At 50.3% G+C, this 23,864-nt stretch carries 18 protein-coding genes; 5 read left to right on the top strand and 13 right to left on the bottom strand.

Going from position 1 to position 23,864, the window contains the following annotated elements:
• Positions 1-41 precede the first annotated feature (41 nt).
• The 13 genes from recD to rppH form a co-directional block, all read right to left on the bottom strand.
• Entirely contained in the window at positions 42-1,862 is a 1,821-nt protein-coding gene (gene recD, locus EFER_RS13875) for an exodeoxyribonuclease V subunit alpha (protein ID WP_000058017.1), read from the bottom strand.
• Positions 1,859-5,410: an exodeoxyribonuclease V subunit beta gene (recB, locus tag EFER_RS13880; protein ID WP_001285970.1), complete on the bottom strand. Its 3,552-nt coding sequence runs from the start codon at positions 5,408-5,410 to the stop codon at positions 1,859-1,861. The genes recD and recB overlap by 4 nt, the downstream gene beginning before the upstream one ends.
• On the bottom strand, positions 5,403-8,291 hold the full coding sequence (ptrA, locus tag EFER_RS13885) for a pitrilysin (protein WP_001138269.1): 2,889 nt from the start codon (positions 8,289-8,291) through the stop codon (positions 5,403-5,405). Before ptrA ends, recB begins: the two co-directional genes overlap by 8 nt.
• A 15-nt stretch (positions 8,292-8,306) precedes the next feature.
• Entirely contained in the window at positions 8,307-8,429 is a 123-nt protein-coding gene (locus tag EFER_RS24745) for a hypothetical protein (RefSeq protein WP_255121708.1), read from the bottom strand.
• A 38-nt stretch (positions 8,430-8,467) separates the two neighbouring features.
• Positions 8,468-11,836, bottom strand: coding sequence for an exodeoxyribonuclease V subunit gamma (gene recC, locus EFER_RS13890; RefSeq protein ID WP_000946806.1), 3,369 nt, complete (start codon positions 11,834-11,836; stop codon positions 8,468-8,470).
• Between the two features lie 15 nt (positions 11,837-11,851).
• Positions 11,852-12,172: a prepilin-type N-terminal cleavage/methylation domain-containing protein gene (locus EFER_RS13895; RefSeq protein WP_001164797.1), complete on the bottom strand. Its 321-nt coding sequence runs from the start codon at positions 12,170-12,172 to the stop codon at positions 11,852-11,854.
• The gene (locus EFER_RS13900; RefSeq protein WP_001078547.1) at positions 12,157-12,561 is read right to left on the bottom strand and encodes a DUF2509 family protein; all 405 of its coding nucleotides are present in this window, start codon (positions 12,559-12,561) and stop codon (positions 12,157-12,159) included. Before EFER_RS13900 ends, EFER_RS13895 begins: the two co-directional genes overlap by 16 nt.
• Entirely contained in the window at positions 12,558-13,121 is a 564-nt protein-coding gene (locus tag EFER_RS13905; protein ID WP_024256515.1) for a prepilin peptidase-dependent protein, read from the bottom strand. Before EFER_RS13905 ends, EFER_RS13900 begins: the two co-directional genes overlap by 4 nt.
• Positions 13,112-13,582 (bottom strand): prepilin peptidase-dependent protein, encoded by a 471-nt coding sequence (locus tag EFER_RS13910; RefSeq protein WP_000817990.1) that lies wholly within the window; start codon positions 13,580-13,582, stop codon positions 13,112-13,114. The genes EFER_RS13905 and EFER_RS13910 overlap by 10 nt, the downstream gene beginning before the upstream one ends.
• 174 nt (positions 13,583-13,756) lie before the next feature.
• Complete coding sequence (gene thyA, locus EFER_RS13915; RefSeq protein WP_000816250.1) at positions 13,757-14,551, bottom strand: thymidylate synthase; 795 nt, start codon at positions 14,549-14,551, stop codon at positions 13,757-13,759.
• 6 nt (positions 14,552-14,557) lie between these two features.
• A complete protein-coding gene (gene lgt / locus EFER_RS13920) occupies positions 14,558-15,433 on the bottom strand; it encodes a prolipoprotein diacylglyceryl transferase (RefSeq protein ID WP_000204654.1) in 876 nt (291 codons plus the stop codon).
• 163 nt (positions 15,434-15,596) lie between these two features.
• A complete protein-coding gene (ptsP, locus tag EFER_RS13925) occupies positions 15,597-17,843 on the bottom strand; it encodes a phosphoenolpyruvate--protein phosphotransferase (protein WP_000957937.1) in 2,247 nt (748 codons plus the stop codon).
• Between the two features lie 12 nt (positions 17,844-17,855).
• Positions 17,856-18,386, bottom strand: coding sequence for an RNA pyrophosphohydrolase (gene rppH / locus EFER_RS13930; RefSeq protein WP_000564492.1), 531 nt, complete (start codon positions 18,384-18,386; stop codon positions 17,856-17,858).
• Between the two features lie 682 nt (positions 18,387-19,068).
• On the opposite strand from rppH, the gene mutH reads away from it, so the two are divergent.
• From mutH to EFER_RS13965, 5 genes are all read left to right on the top strand, one after another.
• A complete protein-coding gene (gene mutH, locus EFER_RS13945) occupies positions 19,069-19,764 on the top strand; it encodes a DNA mismatch repair endonuclease MutH (protein WP_001112893.1) in 696 nt (231 codons plus the stop codon).
• A gap of 63 nt (positions 19,765-19,827) precedes the next feature.
• Positions 19,828-20,541, top strand: coding sequence for a TerC family protein (locus EFER_RS13950; protein WP_000895629.1), 714 nt, complete (start codon positions 19,828-19,830; stop codon positions 20,539-20,541).
• A 132-nt stretch (positions 20,542-20,673) separates the two neighbouring features.
• The gene (gene ygdR, locus EFER_RS13955) at positions 20,674-20,892 is read left to right on the top strand and encodes a lipoprotein YgdR (protein ID WP_000758655.1); all 219 of its coding nucleotides are present in this window, start codon (positions 20,674-20,676) and stop codon (positions 20,890-20,892) included.
• 107 nt (positions 20,893-20,999) lie between these two features.
• The gene (locus tag EFER_RS13960) at positions 21,000-22,040 is read left to right on the top strand and encodes an NADP(H)-dependent aldo-keto reductase (protein ID WP_001199325.1); all 1,041 of its coding nucleotides are present in this window, start codon (positions 21,000-21,002) and stop codon (positions 22,038-22,040) included.
• A gap of 157 nt (positions 22,041-22,197) precedes the next feature.
• On the top strand, positions 22,198-23,853 hold the full coding sequence (locus tag EFER_RS13965) for a mucoidy inhibitor MuiA family protein (protein ID WP_000906307.1): 1,656 nt from the start codon (positions 22,198-22,200) through the stop codon (positions 23,851-23,853).
• Positions 23,854-23,864: the final 11 nt, after the last annotated feature.

Below are 23,864 nucleotides of genomic sequence, written 5' to 3' on the forward strand. Positions count from 1 at the left end.
TGCCTTATCCGGCAGTCAATATTTATCACAACATGTGACGTTTAAACTCTGAACAATGCCGGAAGTCCGCTACGACGCTCTGTACGGGTAGCAATTGCACTACTTAAAATGCGTTCATCTGTATACAGCGAAAGGCGTGTACGGGCGCGGGTTACTGCGGTGTAAACCAGTTCCCTTGTCACAACAGGCGTACGCTGAGTGGGCAAAATCAGCGCTGCATGATTAAACTCAGACCCCTGCGACTTATGTACCGTCATCGCCCAGGTGGTTTCGTGTTCCGGCAAACGGCTGGGCTGTACCGATTTAATGCTTCCGTCTGGCATTGCAAACCAGACTCGCATCCCCTGCCCGCGATCAAGCGCTATGCCGATATCACCATTAAACAATCCTAATGGACTGTCGTTGCGGGCAATCATTACCGGTCTCCCTTCGTACCAACGGGAATGAGGGTGGCGATGAATTTTACGTTTTTGCTGTAACACGTGTTCCAGTCGTTCATTTAGCCCGGCAACGCCAAATGGTCCTTCCCGTAATGCGCAAAGTAACTGGTAATCATTGAATGCCTGAATGATTGATTCCGGCTCAGCACGTTGTTGCAGTAGTTGCAGATACCGACCATAGCCAGCAATCGCCTCTTCCAGCATCGCGCTGTAATCTTCGCTACTGGTGAGCGTGCGTTTTTCGATATCGCTAAATTCCTGTTGAAATATTGAACGAACGGCTGTTTTGTCTCCGCGATTAATCGCCGCAGCCAGTTGTCCAATCCCGGAATCGCTGCCAAAACGGTAACTTTTTTGCAGCAGGCAGAGACTGTCTCGTAAAGATGCCGCTTCGGTCCCCTTGCCTGCGGGTATTTCACATCCCGTCAGGCGAGATAATTGCTGTGCGCGCTGTGCGGTAAAACCAGCACTGACCCAGGCGCAGATATCACCCAATACGGCCCCTGCTTCTACAGAAGCCAGTTGATCGCGATCACCCAGAAAGATCACCCTGGCATGAGGAGGTAAAGCCTCGATCAACCGCGACATCATCGGTAGATCGATCATTGACGCTTCATCCACTACCAGTACGTCAAGATGCAACGGGTTTCCCGCATGATGACGCAAACGCTGGCTTCCCGGTTGCGCACCCAACAAGCGGTGCAACGTGCTGGCATCATCAGGAATACGCGTCTTTTGCTCGTCGGTTAGCGGGAGTTGGCGCAGTGCTTTACCCAAAGATTCAGTCAACCTCGCAGCAGCTTTACCTGTCGGCGCAGCCAGGCGGATCCGGCAGCGTTCGCCATCCATCATCTGAATCAGTGCCGCCAGCAATTTTGCAACTGTTGTGGTTTTTCCCGTTCCCGGACCACCAGAGATAACCGAAATTCGCCGCGTTAATGCCACCGCAGCGGCCACTTTTTGCCAGTTGATTTCACCTGTGGAAGGGAAGAGTCGCTCCAGCGTTTGTGTCAGTAGTGGCTCATCAATTTCAATGGCGTAATTTACGTCATTAAAAAAGCGTGCCACCGTACGTTCACTGCTCCACATGCGATTCAGGTAGAGGCGATCACCATGCAGAATCATCGGTGTGGGTCGTTCGCCCTGGCTTACTGCTTCTGACGCCAACAGGCAGTTTTGCCAGTCTTGCGGCGCGTCAAATTTGTTGAAGCCCATTGCCAGTAGTGGATGTGGCTCATCACTGTTAACAAGGCGAGAAAGGGGCAGGCAAACATGCCCTTCACCTGCATCATGGCTGAGGATGGCCGCCGCCAGCGCAACAGCTGGCTCGTTATCTCCGGCCACCGCCAGGGCAAATTGCGCATCCAACGGACGCAAAAATTTTTGCTCAACGGCGCTCAGCAATAATTCTTGAAGGCTCATTGTGTTTCCTCTACGTCAGCACCTGCAAACATGTCGTCCATCAGAGCTATGAGTTCACCATCGGGCCGGGTGGTATAAATGCCCTGCTGCGGATTATCGCGGTCAACGCCGCGCAGGAAAAGGTAGATGACACCACCAAAATGGCGTTCATAGTCGTAATCAGCAATGCGATGACGCAAGTAACGGTGCAGCGCCAGCGTATAAAGCTGATATTGCAGATCGTAGCGGTGTTCCTGCATAGCCGCAGCCATTGCCTGTTGGGTGTAGGCTGAACTGTCTTCACCCAGCCAGTTCGATTTATAGTCGAGCAGGTAGTAACGCCCCTGATGGCGGAACACCAGGTCGATAAAACCTTTTAACATCCCGCGGACTTGTAAGAAGTCCAGCGGCGGACAACCTGCAGAAAGCGAATCAAACTGGCGAATCAGTGTATCGAGTTGGCTTGCAATCAGGGGTTTCGTGATCGGCAAATAAAACTCCATCTCTACCTGCTTGTCGCGTTCAGTCAGTTGACTCAGACTGATACCTGTTTCATTTAATGGCGCACGCAGGATAGCGTCAATCCACTCAGTTAATACTGGCTCCCACCAGGTCTCAAAACCATCCAGTTCCAGCTTTTCTCGTACCCATGCGCTATCGACCGGTTGGCTGAAATCGAGCGTTTCAAACAGGCTATGTAAAAATGTTCCCGGCGATGCGCCACGGGGAAACTGGTGTGGCGTAAGTTGCGGTTCTTCTGATTTTTCACTGACAGCCGTGCCCGCCGCATCAATATCCAGACGTGGCAACAGATCCTGGGCAATACCGTGCCCACGCTGTTGCAGACCAGAATAACTGGTAACGCGCCAGTTATCGCCCGGTGAACGTTGCAGGTTTCTGGCGCTCAGTTCCTCACTGGCGGATTCCACCATGTGCCAACGGATATTATCGGGGCGAGGCGGAGTCTGGCAGGTGATATCGTCATCACACAGCGACTCAATGCACGCCCGTAGCCCGGCGGCATCCTGCGGTTCTCCTTTTTGCAGCAATCGCCCCAGCGCACTTTGATGTACGTCGGTAGGGCCTTTTTTATCACCACGACGGCGCACCAACGGCGCAACACCAAGACTGCAATGCCAGACTGAACGCGTCAGCGCCACATAGAGCAGACGTAAATCCTCCGCCAGACGCTCTGCTTCAGCCAACTCAACGCTCTCTTTCGCCTCGCTGAGATCCAGCATGGCTTCAAAGGATTGTCGATCATGGTAAAACGCTTGATCCTGTACACGGAAATTAGTGATAAACGGTAACCAAACCAGCGGATACTCCAGCCCTTTCGATTTGTGGATCGTGACGATCTGTACCAGATGTTTGTCACTTTCCAGACGCATTTGCTGGCTGGCCGCATTGCTGTCTGGTTCGAGAATATGTTGTGACAACCAACGCACCAGTGCATGTTCGCTTTCCAGTTGCGTTCCCGCCTGCTGCAATAGCTCGCTGATATGCAAAATATCAGTCAGTCGACGCTCTCCACCTGCTGTTGCCAGAAGGTTTTCGGCTATGTTTCGCGCCGACATCAGCGCTCGCAACATGGGCATCACACCACGTTTGCGCCAGAGCTGCCGATAGCCATCAAACTCTTCAACTACTGCATCCCACGCAGTTTCATTGGTGTTGAGATTTTCAATATCCAGCGCGTTCAACCCCATCATCGACGTTGCCAGCGCACTACGCAGGGTATCTTCCCGCTCTGGCGTCATGACTGCCTGCAAAACCCATAACATCTCCTGGGCTTCCAGTGTTTCAAAAACGCTGTCGCGGTTAGAGAGGTAAACGGAAGGTATCGCCAGCAGGGTAAGGGCATCACGTATTAAGGATGCCTCCTGCCGACTACGCACCAGAACACTAATATCTGAGGCTCGTACAGGGCGCGATGTGTCACCGTTCATCAGCAACGCATCGCCACGTTGCCCGGCCTGTAACCAGTCACGGATCTGCATGGCACAAACTTGCGCCATCGTGCTTTGATAGTCTCCGACGCTGCAGTATTCACCGTCCATCAACCACATTTTCATCGCAGGCTGCTTTTCACCGTTCACAGCAAAATGCAACCCCCGGTTTTTCCCGGCTGATTTCACCGGAACAAACGGGATTTCGCGGAACATAAAGGCGTCATCGGTCTGGCTGAAAAGCTTGTTCACACTGTTGACCACCCCCGGCGCAGAACGCCAGTTGGTATCTAACGTGTAATGAGCATGGACTTCGCTACGCGCTTTCATATAGGTGAAAATATCTGCCCCACGAAACGCATAGATCGCCTGTTTCGGATCGCCAATCAGGAGCAACGCCGTTTCCGGCTGTTGATGCCAGATACGGCGAAAAATACGGTATTGCTGCGGATCTGTGTCCTGGAATTCATCGATCATCGCCACCGGGAAGCGTGTACGGATCGCCGTCGCCAGTGCCTCTCCGCTTTCACTACGCAAAGCAGCGTCCAGCCGACTTAGCATATCGTCAAAGCCCAGCTCGCCACGGCGACGTTTCTCACGGGCAACGGTTTCACGGATCTCCGCCAGTGCTCTGGTGATGACCAGATCACGGATCGATAACGGTTCAGCAAGCAGTTGATCGATCGCGTCAAACAAGGGGTGGCGTGGCGTTTCCCCGCCTGCCTTCGTGCGATCTTCTAAAAAACGCTGAGAGAACTTTTCCAGCGATTCCGGCAGTTGATAGCTGTTTGTTTCTTCCTGCGCCCAGCGACTGATCTTGTCGATCCATTTGGCCTGATTGCTACGATTAAACTTGCGTCGATCAATGCCAGAAGATTCAATCAGCGCATCCAGTTCACCTACGGTTTCACACCACTGCTGTTTGACAGTGTTAATTCGCGCCACAATCTGCGCGTGACGAGAAATGAGCGTTTCATCATCCGGTGGTGGCGCTTTAATCACTGGCGCTTCACCTTGCAGATAACGGTTAATATCTCTTAGCAGTGCCTGTGGCCCTTTCCAGGTTTCGAAGACCACCTGAGCGATTTCACGCGGTAGCGGGTAACAATGACGGCGCCAGAAATCGGCGCAAGCCTGATAGCGCAACAACGACTCATCTTCAATCAGTTGTTGTTCAAACAACATGCCAGATTCGAAGGCATTCAGGTTGAGCATTCGCTGACAGAAGCCGTGAATGGTAAAGACCGCAGCTTCATCCATCTGCCGTTCGGCTAACAATAACCACTGCGCAGCCTGTGCTTTATCGTCAATCTCTTCAAGCAAGCTTGCATACAGCGGATTGTCGGTAGTGTCGCGCAGACAGGCGATGCGTAATTCGTGGATATTACTACGGATACGACCACGCAGTTCTGCGGTTGCGGCCTCAGTAAAGGTCACCACCAGCAGTTCTTCAACTGTCAATGGACGGGGAAAGGCGGATGCTCCGCCTAATCCAAGTAACAGGCGCAAATAGAGCGCCGCAATCGTAAAGGTTTTGCCTGTACCGGCAGAGGCTTCAATCAGGCGCTCGCCCTGTAAGGGCAAGCGCAAAGGGTCTAATGTCTCGGCGACATCACTCATTCTTTTCACTCATCAGGGGCATTGTTTGCTGCAACGCGCTGACGTTCTCCCACACTTTCCAGCCTTCCGGGTGCACATACTCTGCTTTCCCGTTCTGGCTGCCAGAAATCTGCGACAAGATAGCCATGCCTTGCGGCTCAACCACCGCCTGATGGAAGAAATCGGCAAGTTTTTGCGGCGTCAGCTGTTTTATCTGTGCCACAATTTTATCACGTGAATCAAAGCGCATATTGCCACGATCGAAATCTTTGCTTAACTTCGAGGCTTCTTCGCCCAGTGTCTGCGGTGCCTGCAACATCTGAGTAATAATAGCCTGCTGGATTTGTGCGAACTCTTCCGGTTTCATCGCCCGCAATTTTGCTTCTGCCACAGGGAAGAAATCTTTATAGCGTTTCCAAAGGTAAGACGGCTGTTTATCGCTGCTTTGCAGCAGGAATCCCATCCCCCATTGACGCCCCACGCTCATCGGGAAGGCAAATACCGCATAGCCCAGTTGCTCCTCTGTACGCAACTGGTTATAGAACCACGGCTGAACAATTTGCCCCAGCATAGCGCTGTAGGCAGAGCTGGTGTATTCGTCATAACCGGTGGGAACGAATACAGCTGCCAGTGCCGAATCAGTGCTACTTCCGGCTTGCTCAAGAATAACTGACTGTTTTTTATCTACCAGCACGTCTTTGTTACGACACCATTCAGTACCCTCTGCGCCCAGCTGTTTTTGCACGTCACGCGCGAGTGTTTTCGCTTGCGCTTCGCTCATATTGCCAATGACCATAAACTCGGGGCGCGCGCCTGTTTTCAATGTCTCACGATAGGCCATAACGTCTTTCAGGCTAATGCCAGACAACAGTTTGCGGCGCTCGTCACGCGGGAAGTAAGGCACTTGAGAAAGCATCTGTACTGGCATAATCGCCTGCTCAAATGCTTTTCCTTTTTCCGCCGAATCCAGCATCTGGATATACCAGGATTTCGCCTGTTCAAGCTGTTCTTCTGTAGCGCTATAGCTAAAGTAGCCCGTCAACAAGGCCTGGAAAAGTTGCGGTAATCGCTGGGTATAACCACTAGCGTTAACCATTAAGCCATTATTCGCATTGGTGGAAATGCTTATTCCCCCCACCGCAGCCTGGTTACTTAACTGGTCAAGGGCAAGCCCCGCCAGATAATCATTTAACGCAAACATGACCTGATTGCGGGCACTGTCCATCGCTTTCGGATTGCGCAAAATCAGGCTGATATCGGCTTTTGGCTCACTGGCAAAATAGCGGCTTGGGGCATACACCACACGCAAATCTGACTCATCAACAATTAACTCAGGGTGATCATATTTTTTCTCTGGCGTGATCAGCGAAAAATCATCTGGTATATAGGGGTTAAGCTCCGGCAAAGAGAGCGCAATACCTGCCGCTTTTTTCTGCCAGTCAGCGAAGGTTTGTTCACTGATTTTATCAACCTGATAAGGTGCATCGACAAAATAGGCGGTTTTATTGTGCGGCTCTTTCGGGCTGATATACCAGATTCGTGCGTTCTGTGGCGTCATCATCGCCAGCCTTTCTTTAACAGCTTTGGCGTCATACTGGTCGGCGATATTCACGGCATCCAGAGTATGCTCAACCGGTACGCGAATCATGGTATCCGCCAGCCATTCGACGTAATCCATATCACGGGTGATCGACGGATAACGGAAATCGAGATCCAGCACATGCGCCAGTTCATCGAAGTACTGTTTATCCACGCCTTTTTCACGCAATAAATTGAGATAGCTGAAAATAGCCGCAATCACTTCGTCACGGTTAGCGAGGCCTTTATCAGTTAAGGTTGCCGAGATCGCTAACACGCCGCTGTTGCCGTTAACGATAGGATCGGAACTGGCACTTATGCCTTCGACCAGGCCCTGCTTTTGCAACCAGTCCGAGAGAGTTCCAGGACTACGATTGCCAATCAGATAGGTGATCAATTCATCGGTTTTACTGCGAAACTTCGCGGAGTTGTTATCGATACGAAACTCCACGCGCACCACTTTTCGTGGCAGCGCGGGCACGTAATGGATGATGATGCCCTTTTGCGCGTCGGTCACCACCGGCACGGTGATTTCTGGTTTTTGGCTCTCTTTATTTGGCACGCGACCAAAAGTTTCTGCCGCCAACTGCGCCAACTCCGGCAGTGGTTTGTTGCTGTAGATAACCGCTTTCATCAGATTGGCTGAATAGTATTTCTCATGGAAATTTTTCAGCGCCTGCTGTACCGGATTTCCAGGTTTGTCGCTTAAGGTTTCCAGATTTCCGCCAGAAAACTTCGCCCCAGGGTGTGCCGGGTTAATAGTTTCGGCGCTCACTTGTGCCATGCGCATACCGTCACGGGTGCGTGCCATAGTGAGTTCAGCGTTTACCGCGTTACGCTCGCGCTCGGCATATTTTTTGTCGAGTAAAGGGGCTGCAATGGCATCCGCCAGACGATCAACCGCACCATTCAGGGCATCATTTTCTACTTCAAGATAGAAAGCCGTGCGATATGGCGCTGTGCTGGCATTGTGGCTACCGCCATGCATTTTGAGATATTCCGCAAGGCTGTCTGCCTGTGGATATTTTTTCGAGCCCATCAGGCTCATATGTTCGAGATAGTGCGCCAGCCCCTGATAAGAGTCAGGATCTTCAAGCGACCCAACAGGTACAACAAGCGCTGAAAGCGATTTGACCGCCTGAGGATCGGAAACCAGCAACACCACCATGCCGTTATCCAGCCGTATAGCCTGATACTGGCGATTATCTTTTTCACTTTTACGGATGGTTTCCGCCATAGGTGTCCAACCGGTGTCTGCCTGACAGAAAGGTACCCAAAGGGTAATTAAAACCAGTAACGCTTTAAACCAGGTGCTGCGGGGCATTCACGAACCTCATGATTAACGATATTTTTCAACCTGAATCAACGCATTAAAGCGCATCAACCGGAGAATACAAAATATGCCGCTGAACTGCTCAGCGTCGGTATAAATAACAATCAGTCCGTGACTGGTGCGCATCATAGAGTAAGCGACCTGCTTGCGCAATTTTTAAACAATCGTTATGACTGATTGAAACGAAAAATAGGTAACAAAAAACGTTGAGACTGAGAAACTATCGTTTCCAGAGTCTCAGGTTCGAGCTGACGCCACAGGCGTTGATACCAGATATCATCGCCTTCCCCACGAACTATCATGTTGCCTTCATACGCTTGCAGGAACTTAGTTCGCGCTTTTTGTTGTGTATCTTCGTCAGTTAAAATCACATCATTTTCAGTGTCATAACAGGTTTTAATCCATGCACCACCGCTTTCGGGTAACACCAACAGCGGTGAGGACATTCCTTCCCGATAGCCCTCTATAAGCTGCGCAAGGTAATGTAACGCCTGTTCTGTTTCCAGTGGTGGGAAACGCCATTCGCCATCTTTACGTAAAAACAGACGGCTTTCCCCTGTACCACCACAGGCGCAATAGACAAGATGTTCCAGCCAAAGTTGCACGCCTTGTGAAACGCTAAGCAACGATGGTCGCCAACGCAATAAACCATCGTCCTGGACTTGTGGTAGCCAGCCGGTTAATTGTACGCCATTACAGTTGAGATCAACCTCCATGCTTTGCCCTGGCAGGCGACAGGCAATCACCCGGTCAGCCAGCTGTTGCATCTCCTGACACTGGGTTTCCCACAGGATCTCACCAAAAGCACCATAAGGCAGCTCCCCTGCGGCTCGGAATCGGCGGAAAAGACGCTCAGCATCTTCCTGCTCAACCAGGGTGTTAAGTAGTTGCTGGTTAATTTGATAACGGGTTAGCCCTTCCAGCGTGAACGGTTCGGTATCAGGGATCTCGCTCTCTTGCGCACGGAAATTTACTCGCAGACGCATCTGAAAGAAGGCTCTTACCGGATGCGCCCAAAAACGTTGTAAAGATTCCAGCAATAGTGTTGACGGCATTTCAAATGGCAATGGCTGCACAAAATCAGAATGTGCCTCACCAGACTGACTGGCAGCAGGTAGCCACTCTCTGGCATAGCTTTGCTGCTCACCAGGCAGGTAATTTTGCGGATCAAACGGCATACGGGTATGCATACAGGTAATATGTGCTTTTACCTTCGCTTCGCTTTCGTCGCAGTTCAGCGCTTCATCGCCCGGTAAGTAATGGCTTTGACCAATATAGTCAATTAACTCCTGTACCAGCACGGAAGGAAAACGTTCGCTGTTATCCTGAATGGAACGCCCGATATAACTGATATAAAGCTTTTGCTGCGCAGAGATCAGCGCTTCCAGGAACAGATAGCGGTCATCATCACGACGACTACGATCCCCACGGCGCGGTTTCTGACTCATTAAATCAAACCCCAGCGGTGCAAGCTGACGCGGATAAACACCGTCATTCATTCCTAATAAGCAGACCACTTTGAAGGGGATAGAGCGCATTGGCATGAGAGTGCAAATATTCACTGGTCCCGCAAGGAATCGCTGGCTGATACGTTCTTGATCAAGGCGTTGTGCCAGCTCGTCGCGGAGCAATGAAAGCGGTACAGCTTCGTTATATTGTGCGCCAAGCCCCTGAGCAATCACGGCCTGCCACTGTTGTTCAATAAGTGTCATCGCTGCTTCGGTTTCGGCATCTGGCAGGAAGAAGGCATTGAGCATGTCACGACACACAGGTAGCCACTCTTCCAGTGGTCGTTCCTGCGCAAGTCCACGACGCCAGATGTTCAGTTGCATCAACAGTGATGCCAGATGCCCCACCAGCTCGGCAATCAGGCCGCTGGATTCATCATAAGGCAGGACAGACTGCCACTCACCCTGAGCACTTTCCATGGCGTAACCTAACAGCATACGTGTCAGGCCAAAGCGCCAGGTATGTTGACCGGTGGCAGGTAGCTCCAGCTCACGAACGTTATCGTCGTCAATCCCCCAACGAATGCCTGACTCATTTACCCATTGGCGTAAATAACGTAGCCCTTCTTCGGTAATATCAAACCGCGCCGCAAGTACAGGTACATCCAGCAAGGCCAGAACATCCTCGGAAACAAAACGACTGTCAGGTAAAGAGAGCAGAGTGATAAATGCTTCCAGTACCGGATGCGACTGACGCGCCCGACGGTCGGAAATGGCATAAGGCAGGTAACGATCGGCTGGTGCGCTCCCAAAGACGGCCTGAATAAACGGACTGTAACTGTCAATGTCGGCCACCATCACAATAATGTCGCGAGGTGTCAGTGTGGGATCTTCCTCCAACATTGCCAGCAAGCGATCATGTAGCACTTCAACTTCACGTTGCGGGCTATGGCAAACATGGAAGGTCACGCTGTTATCCTGCGGATCGAGCAGCCTTTTCTTATCGCTACGGGAAAACTCTTCAATATTAACGCCCGCCACCGCCCGATTTTCCAGCTCCAGAATATCGGACTGAATGTTATGCAACAGATTATCTGGCGTGATATCAACGAAAGCATCCAACTCCTGGCTGTTATCGAGATCGGAAAGCAGATAAATATAATCACGCCCCAACTTGCCCCAGGAGGCTAAAAGTGGATTACCAACATCCTGTTCGCCTTCGCTATTAAACAATTTTTCTGCATCAACGCCCTTACGAAACAGCGGTAATTCGCGGTCTTCAAAGCTGTGCCGACGCTGGCGGGTAAGGAGTTTTGCCAGATAAGCAGGATCTTTAATATCTCCCCAGTAATAACGACAGGGGTTAGTAAACAAAAGATGAATTTCTATATGCTTACCCAGTGCCTGTAGAGCTTGCAGATACACCGGTGGTAACGCGGAAATACCGCAAATAAAGACGCGGGAAGGTAATCCCGGTGGGCAGGTGGTAGCCGACTCCAGCGTTTCAATAAAGCGTTGATAAAGATTGGCACGGTGCCAACGTGGTTGCCCCAGTTCAGCAGTGTATTCCACCAGTGCCTTCCACAAAGGTGCCTGCCACACTTGCGCTTCGCTCAGCCCATCAACCAATTTTCCGGCTTCCCACTGGGAAAGCCACTCAGGGCGATAAACCAAATACTGGTCAAAAAGATCCGCTGCACGCGCAGAAAGCTGAAAGAGTTTTCGTTTGTCAGAATCGTCAGTCAAATAATGACGTAGCAGGGTAAAATCTTCCCGATCCAACCACTGCGGTAACAGCGTCATTAATTTCCAGGTCATGCTCTGTTTATTAAACGCGCTCTCTTTGGGGATCTCTGGCAATACACGAACGAACATATCCCAGATGAAACTTGCTGGCAGCGGGAATTCGATATTTGCCGCAATGCCAAACTTCTGCGACAGGGCCATCTGTAACCATTGCGCCATCCCGGTGCTTTGTACCAGAATCATTTCCGGCTCAAAGGGATCGTCCAGCCGCTCGCGCTCAACAATAAACTCCATTAGCGCTTCCAGCACATCCAGACGATTCGAATGGTAGACCCTTAGCATAGCGGCTCCTGACGACTAACGATTCGGGCAATGCAGGCGTGTCATCTCGCCTGTCCTGCCCAGTGGTGAAAATAGCGTAGCGCTGATGCTGACACATCCGGACTGCGATGTCTCCACCCGGTTAACTTGCCAGTTCACAGGTGGCGAAATTGACCGCAAATGTGTTTGTTGCCAGCTGGTGCGCCAGAGTTGTAAGTACTGATTTTTGAGCACAAAACTGTTCATCAGTGCTCGCTGATAACCAGACAATGCCGTCACAATCATGACCATTAATACCATCGCCACAATCACTTCCGGCAAGCTGAATCCCCGTTGGCTTTTCAGGGAATGTTGCATAGCGCCTCCTCTTTTAATGGACAGAAATCGCTCCAGCCGGTTGCCGAGAAGGTGACGCTATTATTTTCTCTCGCTGCCATTTGCCATAAAGAGACGCCAGAGTACTGAGCGATAAGCACAGCCTCATCATTCGCTAACAGGCGCAGACAGACCACCGCGAGTTGCTGATATCTCTGGCACTGAGCGTCATGTTGCAGTGGCCAGTGTTGCGATTTCCCCCACTCCAGTGCTGACTGTACGATTGCCTGACGTTTTAATGCCTGACTTTCCAGCGCGACGCGTGCAGAGTAGCTGCGCTCCTGCTGATTTAGCCCCTGAAGCAGTAAGCTACCGAGGATCAGCAATAACAAGACTAAGCCCAGCGACGAGACTCCCCGTTCACGATTCACAAATTAAACCCCGTCACGCTGTATTGCGCCTCTGTACTGTGCTGTGGTTTGTTTTTACTGGCACCACGTAATCGCACGGTGAGAAGTGGAGCGAAACCGTTTTGGTTATGCCTCTCAACCGTGAACGTTTCGACGACAATGGCATCAGGTTCGGTCATCCTGTCCCAGCCTTTACCGGTGCAGGATGTCGCGCCGCGCAGTGTTTCCAGGGCGTTATCTTTGAGACGGAATCCCACTTGTTCTGAGTCTTTGGAGGGGGCTGTTTCAAAGCGGCCATTATTGTTGGCATCCCACTGAACAATTATGCACTCTCCGTTATTGACGATTTTTAATCCTTCACCGCTACATTTCCCCCGGCAATATCCCGCCCGCTGGAGATGTTTTGCGACCGTATAAGTGCGTTGCCAGAGTTCGTCTTCCAGCGCCAGTTTTAACGTATTGCTTAAGACATCACGTTGAATAGCAGGTAAAAAACGAGCTGTACCAAGCAATAACACGCTACTGACAGCCATCGCGATAAGCACTTCAAGTAAAGAAAAACCACGCTCGTTTAACGGCAGCTCTCTACCTGGGTTGGCTTGCACAAGCGGATTCGCCCCCAGGGAGAGATCACTATTTGCCATTCGCCTGCGGTGTTTTGCAGACGAATATGACCAGGCCAGGCAGTATTGCGCAGGCCATAAAACGCCAGTGCCGGAGTGGCTTCGGCCAGGTTTATCTCTTCCCAACCGGGCGTAAATATCAGTGGTGAGGAGGGCATGCAGGTTGTTTGCCCTACGGCTGAGCTGACAAGACACCATGACTTTCCCTCCCTGATAACACTGATGACATGATCGCGGTTATGCCAGTTGGCATCCTCACGCAAATACAGTAAGTAATCGCGCAGCTGGCAGGCGGTTTGCCAGAGTCGTTGCTGCTGTTGCCAGCTCTGCCAGCCATAAACGCCCCCTGCGCTCAGTAGCGCAATAATGAGCATCGCGACCAGAATTTCGATAAGCGTATAGCCCTGTTCTCTTTTCATGGCGGCAGTATGACGTGAGGAAAATTTCTGGCGAGGCTTAATTTTTTGTTATTCGGCGCGCTTTCAGAACTTTTTTATGGGTTGCACAACGTTGCAAAATTTCGGGAAGGCAGCTCGAAGAATTGGCCGGGAGAGAAAAAAACCGACGCACAATGGCGTCGGCTTTGGCAGGATTTAAATCGCAACAGGGGCTTTGATGCCCGGATGCGGATCGTAGCCTTCAATCTCAAAGTCTTCAAAACGGTAGTCGAAGATGGATTCAGGTTTACGTTTGATAATCAACTTCGGCAGAGAACGTGGCTCGCGGCTTAATTGCAGATGGGTTTGATCCATGTGGTTGCTGTAGAGGTGCGTGTCGCCCCCCGTCCAGACAAAATCGCCCACTTCCAGATCACACTGCTGCGCCATCATATGCACCAGTAACGCATAGCTGGCAATGTTAAACGGCAGGCCGAGGAAGACGTCACAGGAGCGCTGATAAAGCTGGCAAGAGAGTTTGCCGTCTGCCACATAAAACTGGAAGAATGCATGGCATGGAGCCAGTGCCATTTTATCCAGTTCGCCTACGTTCCAGGCTGAAACAATAATGCGGCGGGAATCCGGGTCGTTTTTCAGCTGGTTCAGTACTGTAGTGATCTGGTCAATATGACGACCATCCGGCGTTGGCCAGGCGCGCCATTGTTTGCCATACACCGGACCGAGATCGCCGTTTTCGTCGGCCCATTCATCCCAGATAGTGACATTGTTTTCATGCAGGTACGCAATGTTGGTATCACCCTGCAAAAACCACAGCAGTTCGTGGATAATGGAACGCAGGTGGCACCGTTTGGTTGTTACCAGCGGGAATCCCTCCTGCAGGTTAAAACGCATCTGATGACCAAAAATGGAAAGCGTTCCGGTTCCGGTACGGTCGTTTTTCTGAGTGCCTTCGTCGAGCACTTTTTGCATCAGTTCTAAATACTGTTTCATGGTTCCTCAGGAAACGTGTTGCTGCGGGCTGCGACGATATGCCCAGACCATCATGATCACACCCGCGACAATCATCGGGATGGAAAGAATTTGCCCCATGCTGATGTACTGCACCCATGCGCCAGTAAATTGCGCATCCGGCTGGCGGAAAAATTCGACAATAATACGAAACGCGCCATAGCCAATCAGGAACAAGCCGGAAACTGCTCCCATCGGGCGCGGTTTACGAATATACAGGTTGAGGATAATAAACAGCACCACACCTTCCAGCAGCAGTTCGTACAGCTGTGACGGATGACGCGGTAGCACACCATAAGTATCGAAAATGGATTGCCATTGCGGGTTGGTTTGCAGCAGCAAAATATCTTCTGTACGGGAGCCTGGGAACAGCATGGCAAACGGGAAGTTCGGGTCCACGCGGCCCCACAATTCACCATTAATGAAGTTGCCAAGTCGCCCGGCACCGAGGCCAAACGGGATTAGTGGCGCAATAAAATCAGAGACCTGGAAGAAAGAGCGTTTTGTACGGTGAGCGAAAATGAACATCACCACGATTACGCCAATCAAACCACCATGGAAGGACATACCGCCATCCCAGACACGGAACAGATACAACGGATCATCCAGGAACTGTGGGAAGTTGTAGAACAGAACATAACCAATACGTCCACCGAGGAATACGCCCAGGAAGCCCGCATAGAGTAAGTTTTCTACTTCGTTTTTAGTCCAGCCGCTGCCAGGACGATTAGCACGGCGGGTCGCCAGCCACATCGCAAAGATAAAACCAACCAGATACATCAGGCCGTACCAGTGAAGCGCGACGGGGCCAATTGAAAATATGACCGGATCGAATTCCGGGAAATGCAGATAGCTACTGGTCATCTGTCACCACAAGTTATTGTTATCTCGCTGGAAAGGGTCAGCGAATGCAATGCGCACCGCAGGTTACAGGCGCTCCAAAGGTGCGAATAATAGCACAAGGGATCGGGCATATTGCCCGATTAGCTGTAAAAGTAATGCTTCGTTACGTTTTACAGACGGGCTTTTAAAGCCCGCCACGTATCAGTCCGCCTAAGCCGCGCCGCTCCATAAATGCCGCCACCTGATGACGAACTTCGGTTGCCAGTTGCGCTTCCAGACTCCGTTCAGCAAGGTTTTTAGCATCGTCATAATCGATGTTACGCAGAAGATACTTCACGCGGGCAATCGAGCGACCATTCATAGAGAGATGTCGATACCCCATACCAATCAGAATAGCCACACACATCGGATCGCCCGCCATTTCACCACACAGGCGAAGATCGATACCGTATTTCTCCGCTTCCTGAGCAATTACCGCCAACACCCGCAACATTCCAGGATGAAGGCTATCGTAGATATTCGCCACACGGGTATTGTTGCGATCAACCGCCAGAATGTACTGAGTGAGATCGTTCGTTCCCACTGAGATAAAGTCGATCCGGTTGGCCAGGTGCGGCAACATAAAGATCATTGATGGCACTTCCAGCATGATACCAATACGCGGTTTTGGGATCGCGTAACCGATCATTTCTTCAACTTCACGTCCGGCACGCTCAATTAAGCGACGTGCTTCATCTACTTCATCAATGCTGGTGACCATTGGCAGTAGAATGCTGAGATTTCCGGTGGCAGCATTAGCGCGCAGCATCGCACGCACCTGTACCAGAAAGATCTCCGGCTGGTCGAGGGTTATGCGAATCCCCCGCCATCCAAGACACGGATTCTCTTCACTGATGGGCATATAAGGCAGTTGTTTATCTGCACCAACATCCAGCGTTCGCAACGTAACAGGTTTATCGTTGAACATTTGCAACATTCCCTGATACTGCGCCACCTGCTCTTCTTCAGATGGAAAACCGCTTTGTAGCATAAAAGGGATTTCGGTACGGTACAGGCCGATACCGTCAATACGACTGCCTAATTTCTCTTCATGTTCCGGGCTTAAGCCAGCATTGAGCATGACTTTAATGCTTTCGCCGCTTTTCAGCTGTGCCGGGCGATTGACATCATCTTCGGCAATACGGCTAAGTTCGATTTCTTCGCTGATAAGACGCTGATATTCCTGAATTAAAACCGGTTCAGGATCAACTAATAATTCTCCGCGATAACCATCAACAATAAGCGTACGTTTATGAAGCACAGAGGGCTGTATATCGGCCCCCATGACAGTTGGAATACCTAACGCTCGCACCATAATCGCAGCATGAGAGTTTGCTGCGCCATCTCGCACCACAACACCTGCCAGACGATCCTGGGGAAGCTCTGCGAGCGTCGTCGCAGAAAGTTCATCAGCCACCAGGATAAAGCGCTCTGGCCAGGCATTGGTGGCCTGTACGGAATCGTCAAGATGGAATAATAAACGCTGCCCCAATGTACGTAAGTCGCCAGCGCGTTCTTTCAGGTAGTTATCGGTGAGTGCAGCAAACTGCTCGGCAAATTTTTCGATTACCGTTTTCACTGCCCACTCAGCAACCGAACCTTTATCCACTTCGGCAAATAGCTCACGGCGCAAGCGGGCATCAGAGAGCAAGTGGGAATAAAGGTCAAAGATGGCGGCAGTCTCTTTCTGCGCTCCGGCAGAAAAACGCTTACTGTAACGGCGAAATTCGTTTGCCGCCTCTTCCAGTGCTCCGGTCAGGCGCTCACGCTCCAGCGCCGGGTCGAGGGTAGAAGCCTGATAAACCTGTTCCATTAATGGCAGTGTTGCATCCTGCCAGCCTTCTGCAATCGCTACGCCCGGTGCCGCAGGCAAAGCACGGATTCGTGTCTGACGATACTGACCAAACAAGGCGGTCAATTGCGATTGAGAAAGAATGGCTGCCATTTGGGTGGCAAGCGTAACCAGGAAAGATTCTTCGCTTTCGTCGTATTGACGAATTTCCCGCTGCTGGACGACTAATACCCCCAGCAACTGCCGACGCTGAATAATTGGCACGCCAAGGAAGGCGCGAAAACGCTCTTCTTTAACCGAAGGAACATATTTAAAGCTGGGATGTTTTTGCGCATCTGCAAGGTTGATAGGTTCTGCCAGCCTGCCAACCAGGCCGACGATACCTTCATCAAACGCGAGCGCTACAGTGCGACCACGTGGTTTTTTCAGCCCCCGGGTCGCCATAAGGTAGTAACAACGGCGGTCATGATCGGCCAGATAGACCGAACAGACTTCGGTGTTCATCGCAAGACAGATGTCGGTGACCAGAATGTTCAGCGCCTCATTGAGGCGCGGAGCACTGGCAACTTTTTCGACTATTTCGCGCAGGCGAGTGAGCATGATTTGCGTGACTTAACCTCTTTTACGTCGATAAGCAGGTGAGTTTTGTGGCTTCGGCGTATTGTCCTGAAGCGCCATGACTACACTTGCAAACTCTTTCATCACCCTGCGGTAGACATCACGTTTAAATGACACCACCTGTCGGACGGGGTACCAGTAACTAACCCAGCGCCAACCGTCAAACTCTGGAGTACTGCTGGTTTGCATATTGATTTCCGCATCAGCGCTCATCAATTGCAAAAGGAACCACTTTTGTTTCTGGCCGATACACACCGGCTTTGTATCCCAACGCACCAAACGTTTCGGTAACTTGTAACGCAACCAGTTGCGAGTCGAGGCGAGGATCCGCACATCTTTGCGGCTTAATCCAACCTCTTCAAACAGTTCCCGGTACATCGCCTGTTCTGCTGATTCTCCTGGGTTAATCCCGCCCTGAGGGAATTGCCAGGAGTGCTGACCATATCGCCGGGCCCACATAACTTGCCCCTGGCGATTACAAATTACGATACCTACATTTGGGCGGTAGCCATCGTCATCAATCACCGGACTACCTCAACATAAACTTTATATACAAACGATTGTTTCACACTCCAGTGAGGCGGTAAACCACTCTGTTAAAGCGACAGCTTACTAATAACATTTGAATAACTCACAGTTAAAGGCAAAGTTATAAACAGAAGAACGACTGTCAGGCAATTTTATTCACCTTTTCTGTGGATAGAGTTGTGAAGAACTACGGAATTACCACGGGAAAACCAAGAATTTTCTGAACGAGCACGTTGAGTGGGCGTAATTTTTTTTATTTATATTCATATAATTAGATGTGTTTTTTGGCAGGAGTAATAGGAATATGTGATATACATCACATCACCATTTACCGGTGTGGCGAAAATTTAATCGACAACGATTTTATCCACAGAATGCACACCAAAGTGAGTGACAATTCGTACGAAAATTCGATTTACGTCGCACGTCAAGGCTGTAAATCAAACCAGTAGTATGGGTTTTTCACAGTTATCCCAACTTTCTGTGGATAACATGGTGTAAGATCCTGTTTATTTTCAGTGACCAGAATTGGAAAACCGTTAGCGCTGTTGCGCAACAGTATAAAGTCATAGATAAAAAATCATATAAATCATAGCATTGAATATCTCTCAGGGAAAAATATACACTCTGTACACCCGGTATAAAATTGCTGTTTGTTTTTTAATCAAGGTTGAATAGTATGCCCGACATCCGCCCTCTTCTTACATCCCCTGCCTCAGAAGCTGAATTACTTGCTCAGGCACAGCAGCTCTCTGGCTATACCTTAGGGGAGTTGGCAGCCCTTGCCGGGATGGTAACGCCCAAAGATTTAAAGCGGGATAAAGGCTGGATTGGTGTTCTGCTGGAGATCTGGCTGGGGGCCAGCGCAGGGAGCAAACCGGAACAGGATTTCGCCGCACTGGGAGTCGAGCTAAAAACAATTCCGGTGGACAGTCTTGGTCGTCCGCTGGAAACCACATTTGTTTGTGTCGCGCCATTAACCGGAAACACGGGGGTTACCTGGGAAACCAGCCACGTGCGACACAAACTAAAACGCGTCCTGTGGATACCTGTCGAAGGTGAACGAAGCATTCCCCTTGCGCAACGGCGTGTGGGTTCACCATTGTTATGGAGCCCAAATGAAGAAGAAGATCGCCAGCTACGTCTCGACTGGGAAGAACTGATGGATATGATCGTGCTGGGTCGGGTAGAGCGTATCACCGCCCGGCATGGTGAAGTTTTACAGCTGCGACCGAAAGCAGCCAACGCTAAAGCCCTGACCGAAGCCATTGGCGCTAATGGCGAACCGATTTTAACGTTACCCCGCGGTTTCTACCTGAAAAAGAATTTCACCAGTGCATTACTGGCCCGTCATTTTCTGATCCAGCAGCCATAACTTTGATCTGCCGAATTCCGGGCATATAATTATCGCTTCATTTTTTTTGGCAGGGCTTTTTAGATGTTATTTGCATGGATCACCGATCCTAACGCCTGGCTTGCGCTCGGTACGCTGACGCTGCTGGAGATCGTGTTAGGGATCGATAATATTATTTTCCTTTCTCTGGTGGTGGCGAAACTTCCTACGGCGCAGCGCGGTCATGCGCGACGTCTTGGTCTGGCTGCGGCAATGGTGATGCGTCTGGCATTGCTGGCGTCTATTGCCTGGGTGACGCGTTTAACCAATCCGTTGTTTGAGATCTTTGGTCAGGAAATATCGGCACGTGATTTAATCCTGTTGCTCGGCGGCCTGTTCCTGATCTGGAAAGCCAGTAAGGAAATCCACGAGTCTATCGAGGGTGAAGAAGAAGGGCTGAAAACGCGCGTTTCGTCATTCCTCGGCGCCATCGTGCAGATTATGTTGTTGGATATTATTTTCAGCCTTGACTCCGTTATTACCGCGGTAGGTCTGTCGGATCATCTGTTTATTATGATGGCGGCAGTGGTAATTGCTGTAGGCGTAATGATGTTCGCCGCACGCCCGATTGGTGAGTTTGTGGATCGGCATCCGTCGGTAAAAATGTTGGCACTCTCTTTCCTGATTCTGGTGGGCTTTACCTTGATTCTGGAAAGTTTCGATATCCACGTACCGAAAGGTTATATCTATTTCGCAATGTTCTTCTCTATTGCGGTTGAAAGCCTCAACCTGATTCGCAATAAAAAGAATCCGCTCTGACGCACCACACGCTCTCCTGCGGGAGAGCGTCCTCCCCTCTCCTCACAGTTTAAGACTTTCCTGCTTTCAAGATATATAACGTCGGTTTATAAACAGACTATTATCATTTATGGGCTAAATGAGGATAACCGGATGAAAAAATGGGCAGTTATAATTTCTGCAGTCGGGCTGGCGTTTGCTGTTTCCGGTTGTAGCAGCGATTACGTGATGGCAACGAAAGATGGCCGTATGATCCTGACTGATGGCAAACCGGAAATTGATGATGATACCGGGCTTGTGAGCTATCACGATCAACAAGGCAATGCCATGCAGATTAATCGTGATGACGTTTCGCAAATCATTGAGCGTTAAGCAATAAGGTCAGCCTCCTGCTGGCCTTAAGATATTTCACTTTCCCTTTTCCTTTCCCTCTGCCATTTTTATAGTCCTCATGTCGTGATTATAAAAAGGAAACGGCTATGCAATATCACCGTATACCCCACAGTTCGCTGGAAGTCAGCACGCTGGGGCTTGGCACGATGACGTTTGGTGAACAGAACAGCGAAGCCGACGCACACGCACAACTCGACTATGCCGTCGCGCAGGGCATTAACCTTATCGACGTTGCAGAGATGTATCCCGTGCCACCACGCCCGGAAACACAAGGTTTGACTGAAACTTACGTCGGTAACTGGCTGGCAAAACAGGGTAGCCGCGAAAAGCTGATTATCGCCTCAAAAGTGAGTGGACCGTCACGTAACAATGATAAGGGTATTCGCCCGGATCAGGCGCTGGACAGGAAGAACATTCGCGAAGCATTACATGATAGCCTTAAGCGTTTACAGACCGATTATCTCGATCTCTATCAGGTGCACTGGCCGCAACGTCCGACCAACTGTTTTGGCAAACTGGGATATAGCTGGACTGATTCCGCGCCTGTAGTTTCGTTGCTCGATACGCTGGATGCTTTGGCTGAGTACCAACGCGCAGGTAAAATTCGTTATATCGGCGTCTCAAATGAAACTGCGTTTGGCGTAATGCGCTATCTGCATCTGGCAGATAAGCACGATCTGCCGCGTATTGTCACTATTCAAAACCCCTATAGTTTGTTGAACCGCAGCTTCGAAGTGGGGCTGGCGGAAGTCAGCCAGTATGAAGGAGTCGAGCTGCTGGCTTATTCATGTCTTGGTTTTGGTACGCTGACAGGTAAATATCTCAACGGTGCCAAACCGGCTGGTGCGCGTAATACGCTCTTTAGTCGCTTCACGCGCTATAGCGGCGAACAAGCACAAAAGGCGGTGGCGGCCTATGTCGATATAGCCAGACGTCATAATCTTGATCCCGCTCAGATGGCACTGGCTTTTGTACGCCAGCAGCCGTTTGTTGCCAGTACCCTTCTGGGTGCGACCACCATGGAACAACTAAAAACCAACGTCGAAAGCTTACATCTGCAACTGAGTGAAGACGTGTTGGCAGAAATTGAAGCGGTCCATCAAGTTTATACCTATCCGGCACCTTAACGTCCTTGCCTGGCGTTCTTCGCCAGGCGTCTCTTTTCTCGATTTTTCAGAATACAATCCCTGCATTTCGCCGCACTTTTCCTGCTTAAGAAGAATAGACTCTTTCCGTTAACGCCAGCGTGCGTTCCATTGTCTGTGCCCATTGTTAAGGATAACCATGTTGATTTTAAAACCCCTTCCCCTCGCGATGCTGCTTGCCGGTTGTATGTCCTCTGCCTGGGGGGCGCAATTAACCCAACCGCTAACACTAAAAGACGTCACTGTTTATCTGCATGGCGCCAGCCTGCAAGGGGTAGAGACACTTAATTTACCGACAGGTGAAAGTGAAATCATTTTCACCAATATTGCCAACTCAGTTACACCAGACAGTATTGCCATTGCTATGGATAACGGTGTGACTGTGCTCTCTTCCCGGTTAGCGTTACAAGAAACGCCATCCCAGGCACTTCTTTCTGATGTTCAACAGCAGCTAAAAGCGGCCCGACTGGAGCAAGCAAAACTCACTGCTGAGAAAGACAATATCGCAGCTCAAGTCAAGGTATTAGAGGCGAACAACACATTAACTCAAAAAAATGCTGCTGAAGTCGGCAAGTATCTGCAAATGGTGAAAGAGAAAAATGGCGAGCTATTACGTGCAGATAGCGAACTAACGCAGAAACTCGATGAAAATCAAGTTGCAATAGATAAATTAGAGCAGCGAGAAAATATGAGTAATGGCTCGTCGGATGGCGCAGACGAACCACAGGTCATTATCGCGCGGGTATATGCACCGAAAGCCGTCAAAACGCAGGCCGTGGTGCGATACATGACACCAGATGCCTCCTGGACACCGCTCTATGATATTCACGCCAGTGCTATCAACCAACCGCTACGGCTGGTCTACAAAGCCAGTATTCGACAGTACACTGGCCTGGCGTGGAAAAACGTCAATATGGAGCTCTCGACCAATGAACCTGATACCCACCTGATGCTGCCGCAACTGGAACCTCAATATGTTGATGTTCCAGAGTATGGTGATATGAGGAGTTATCAGCAGAAGTCACTGTCAGCACCGCATCAAAGAGCTGCGGCCGACAAAGTCGTTGACTTTGAAAAAGCTGCGGCGCACGCAGCGAAAGAGGCACTGGCGCAACAAGCTAGTGTCAAAAGCCGGTATGTCGCAGAGAAAGCGCCTGTTTCACCACAACCAGAAAACTTAACCGCGCAAAATGTTCACTACACGCTTTCTTTACCGTGGCAGATCGACAGCGACAACACGGCACGTACTGTTGTGATCAAAGAAGAGTCAGTCGCTGGCGATTACCGCTTCTTCGCTATTCCCAAATTGAGTAACGACGTTTACTTGCAGGTCCAAATTAAAGAGTGGGAACAGCTCAATTTAATTCCGGGTGAAAGTCAGATCTTCTTTGGTAATAATCGCACTGGCCTTGGCTACTTGCAGCCACCGGAAGATGGCAATTCCCTGGATATCCAGCTTAATCGCGATCCAAAACTGATTATTCAACGTAAGGCGGTACTGAAAAAAGAGAACGCTATCTCTATTTTTAATGACAGTGTGGTACGTAACTTCAGCTATACCGTCACTGTGAAAAACAGCTACGGCGAAGCGGTAGATTTAACGCTTGTTGATCAGATTCCAATAAGTTCTCATAGCGATATTACGGTAGACAAAATGCAGTACGGTCAGGCGCAGTTAAACGCCAAAACAGGAGAGCTTAGCTGGAAGCTCCATCTGGCAGGGAAAGAGAACGTCAGCTTGCCGTTCTCTTACTCTGTTAAATATCCCAAAAATATACAACCATCGGGACTGTAATCTTCACCGGG

It is taken from the genome of Escherichia fergusonii ATCC 35469, assembly GCF_000026225.1.
Lineage (GTDB): Bacteria > Pseudomonadota > Gammaproteobacteria > Enterobacterales > Enterobacteriaceae > Escherichia > Escherichia fergusonii.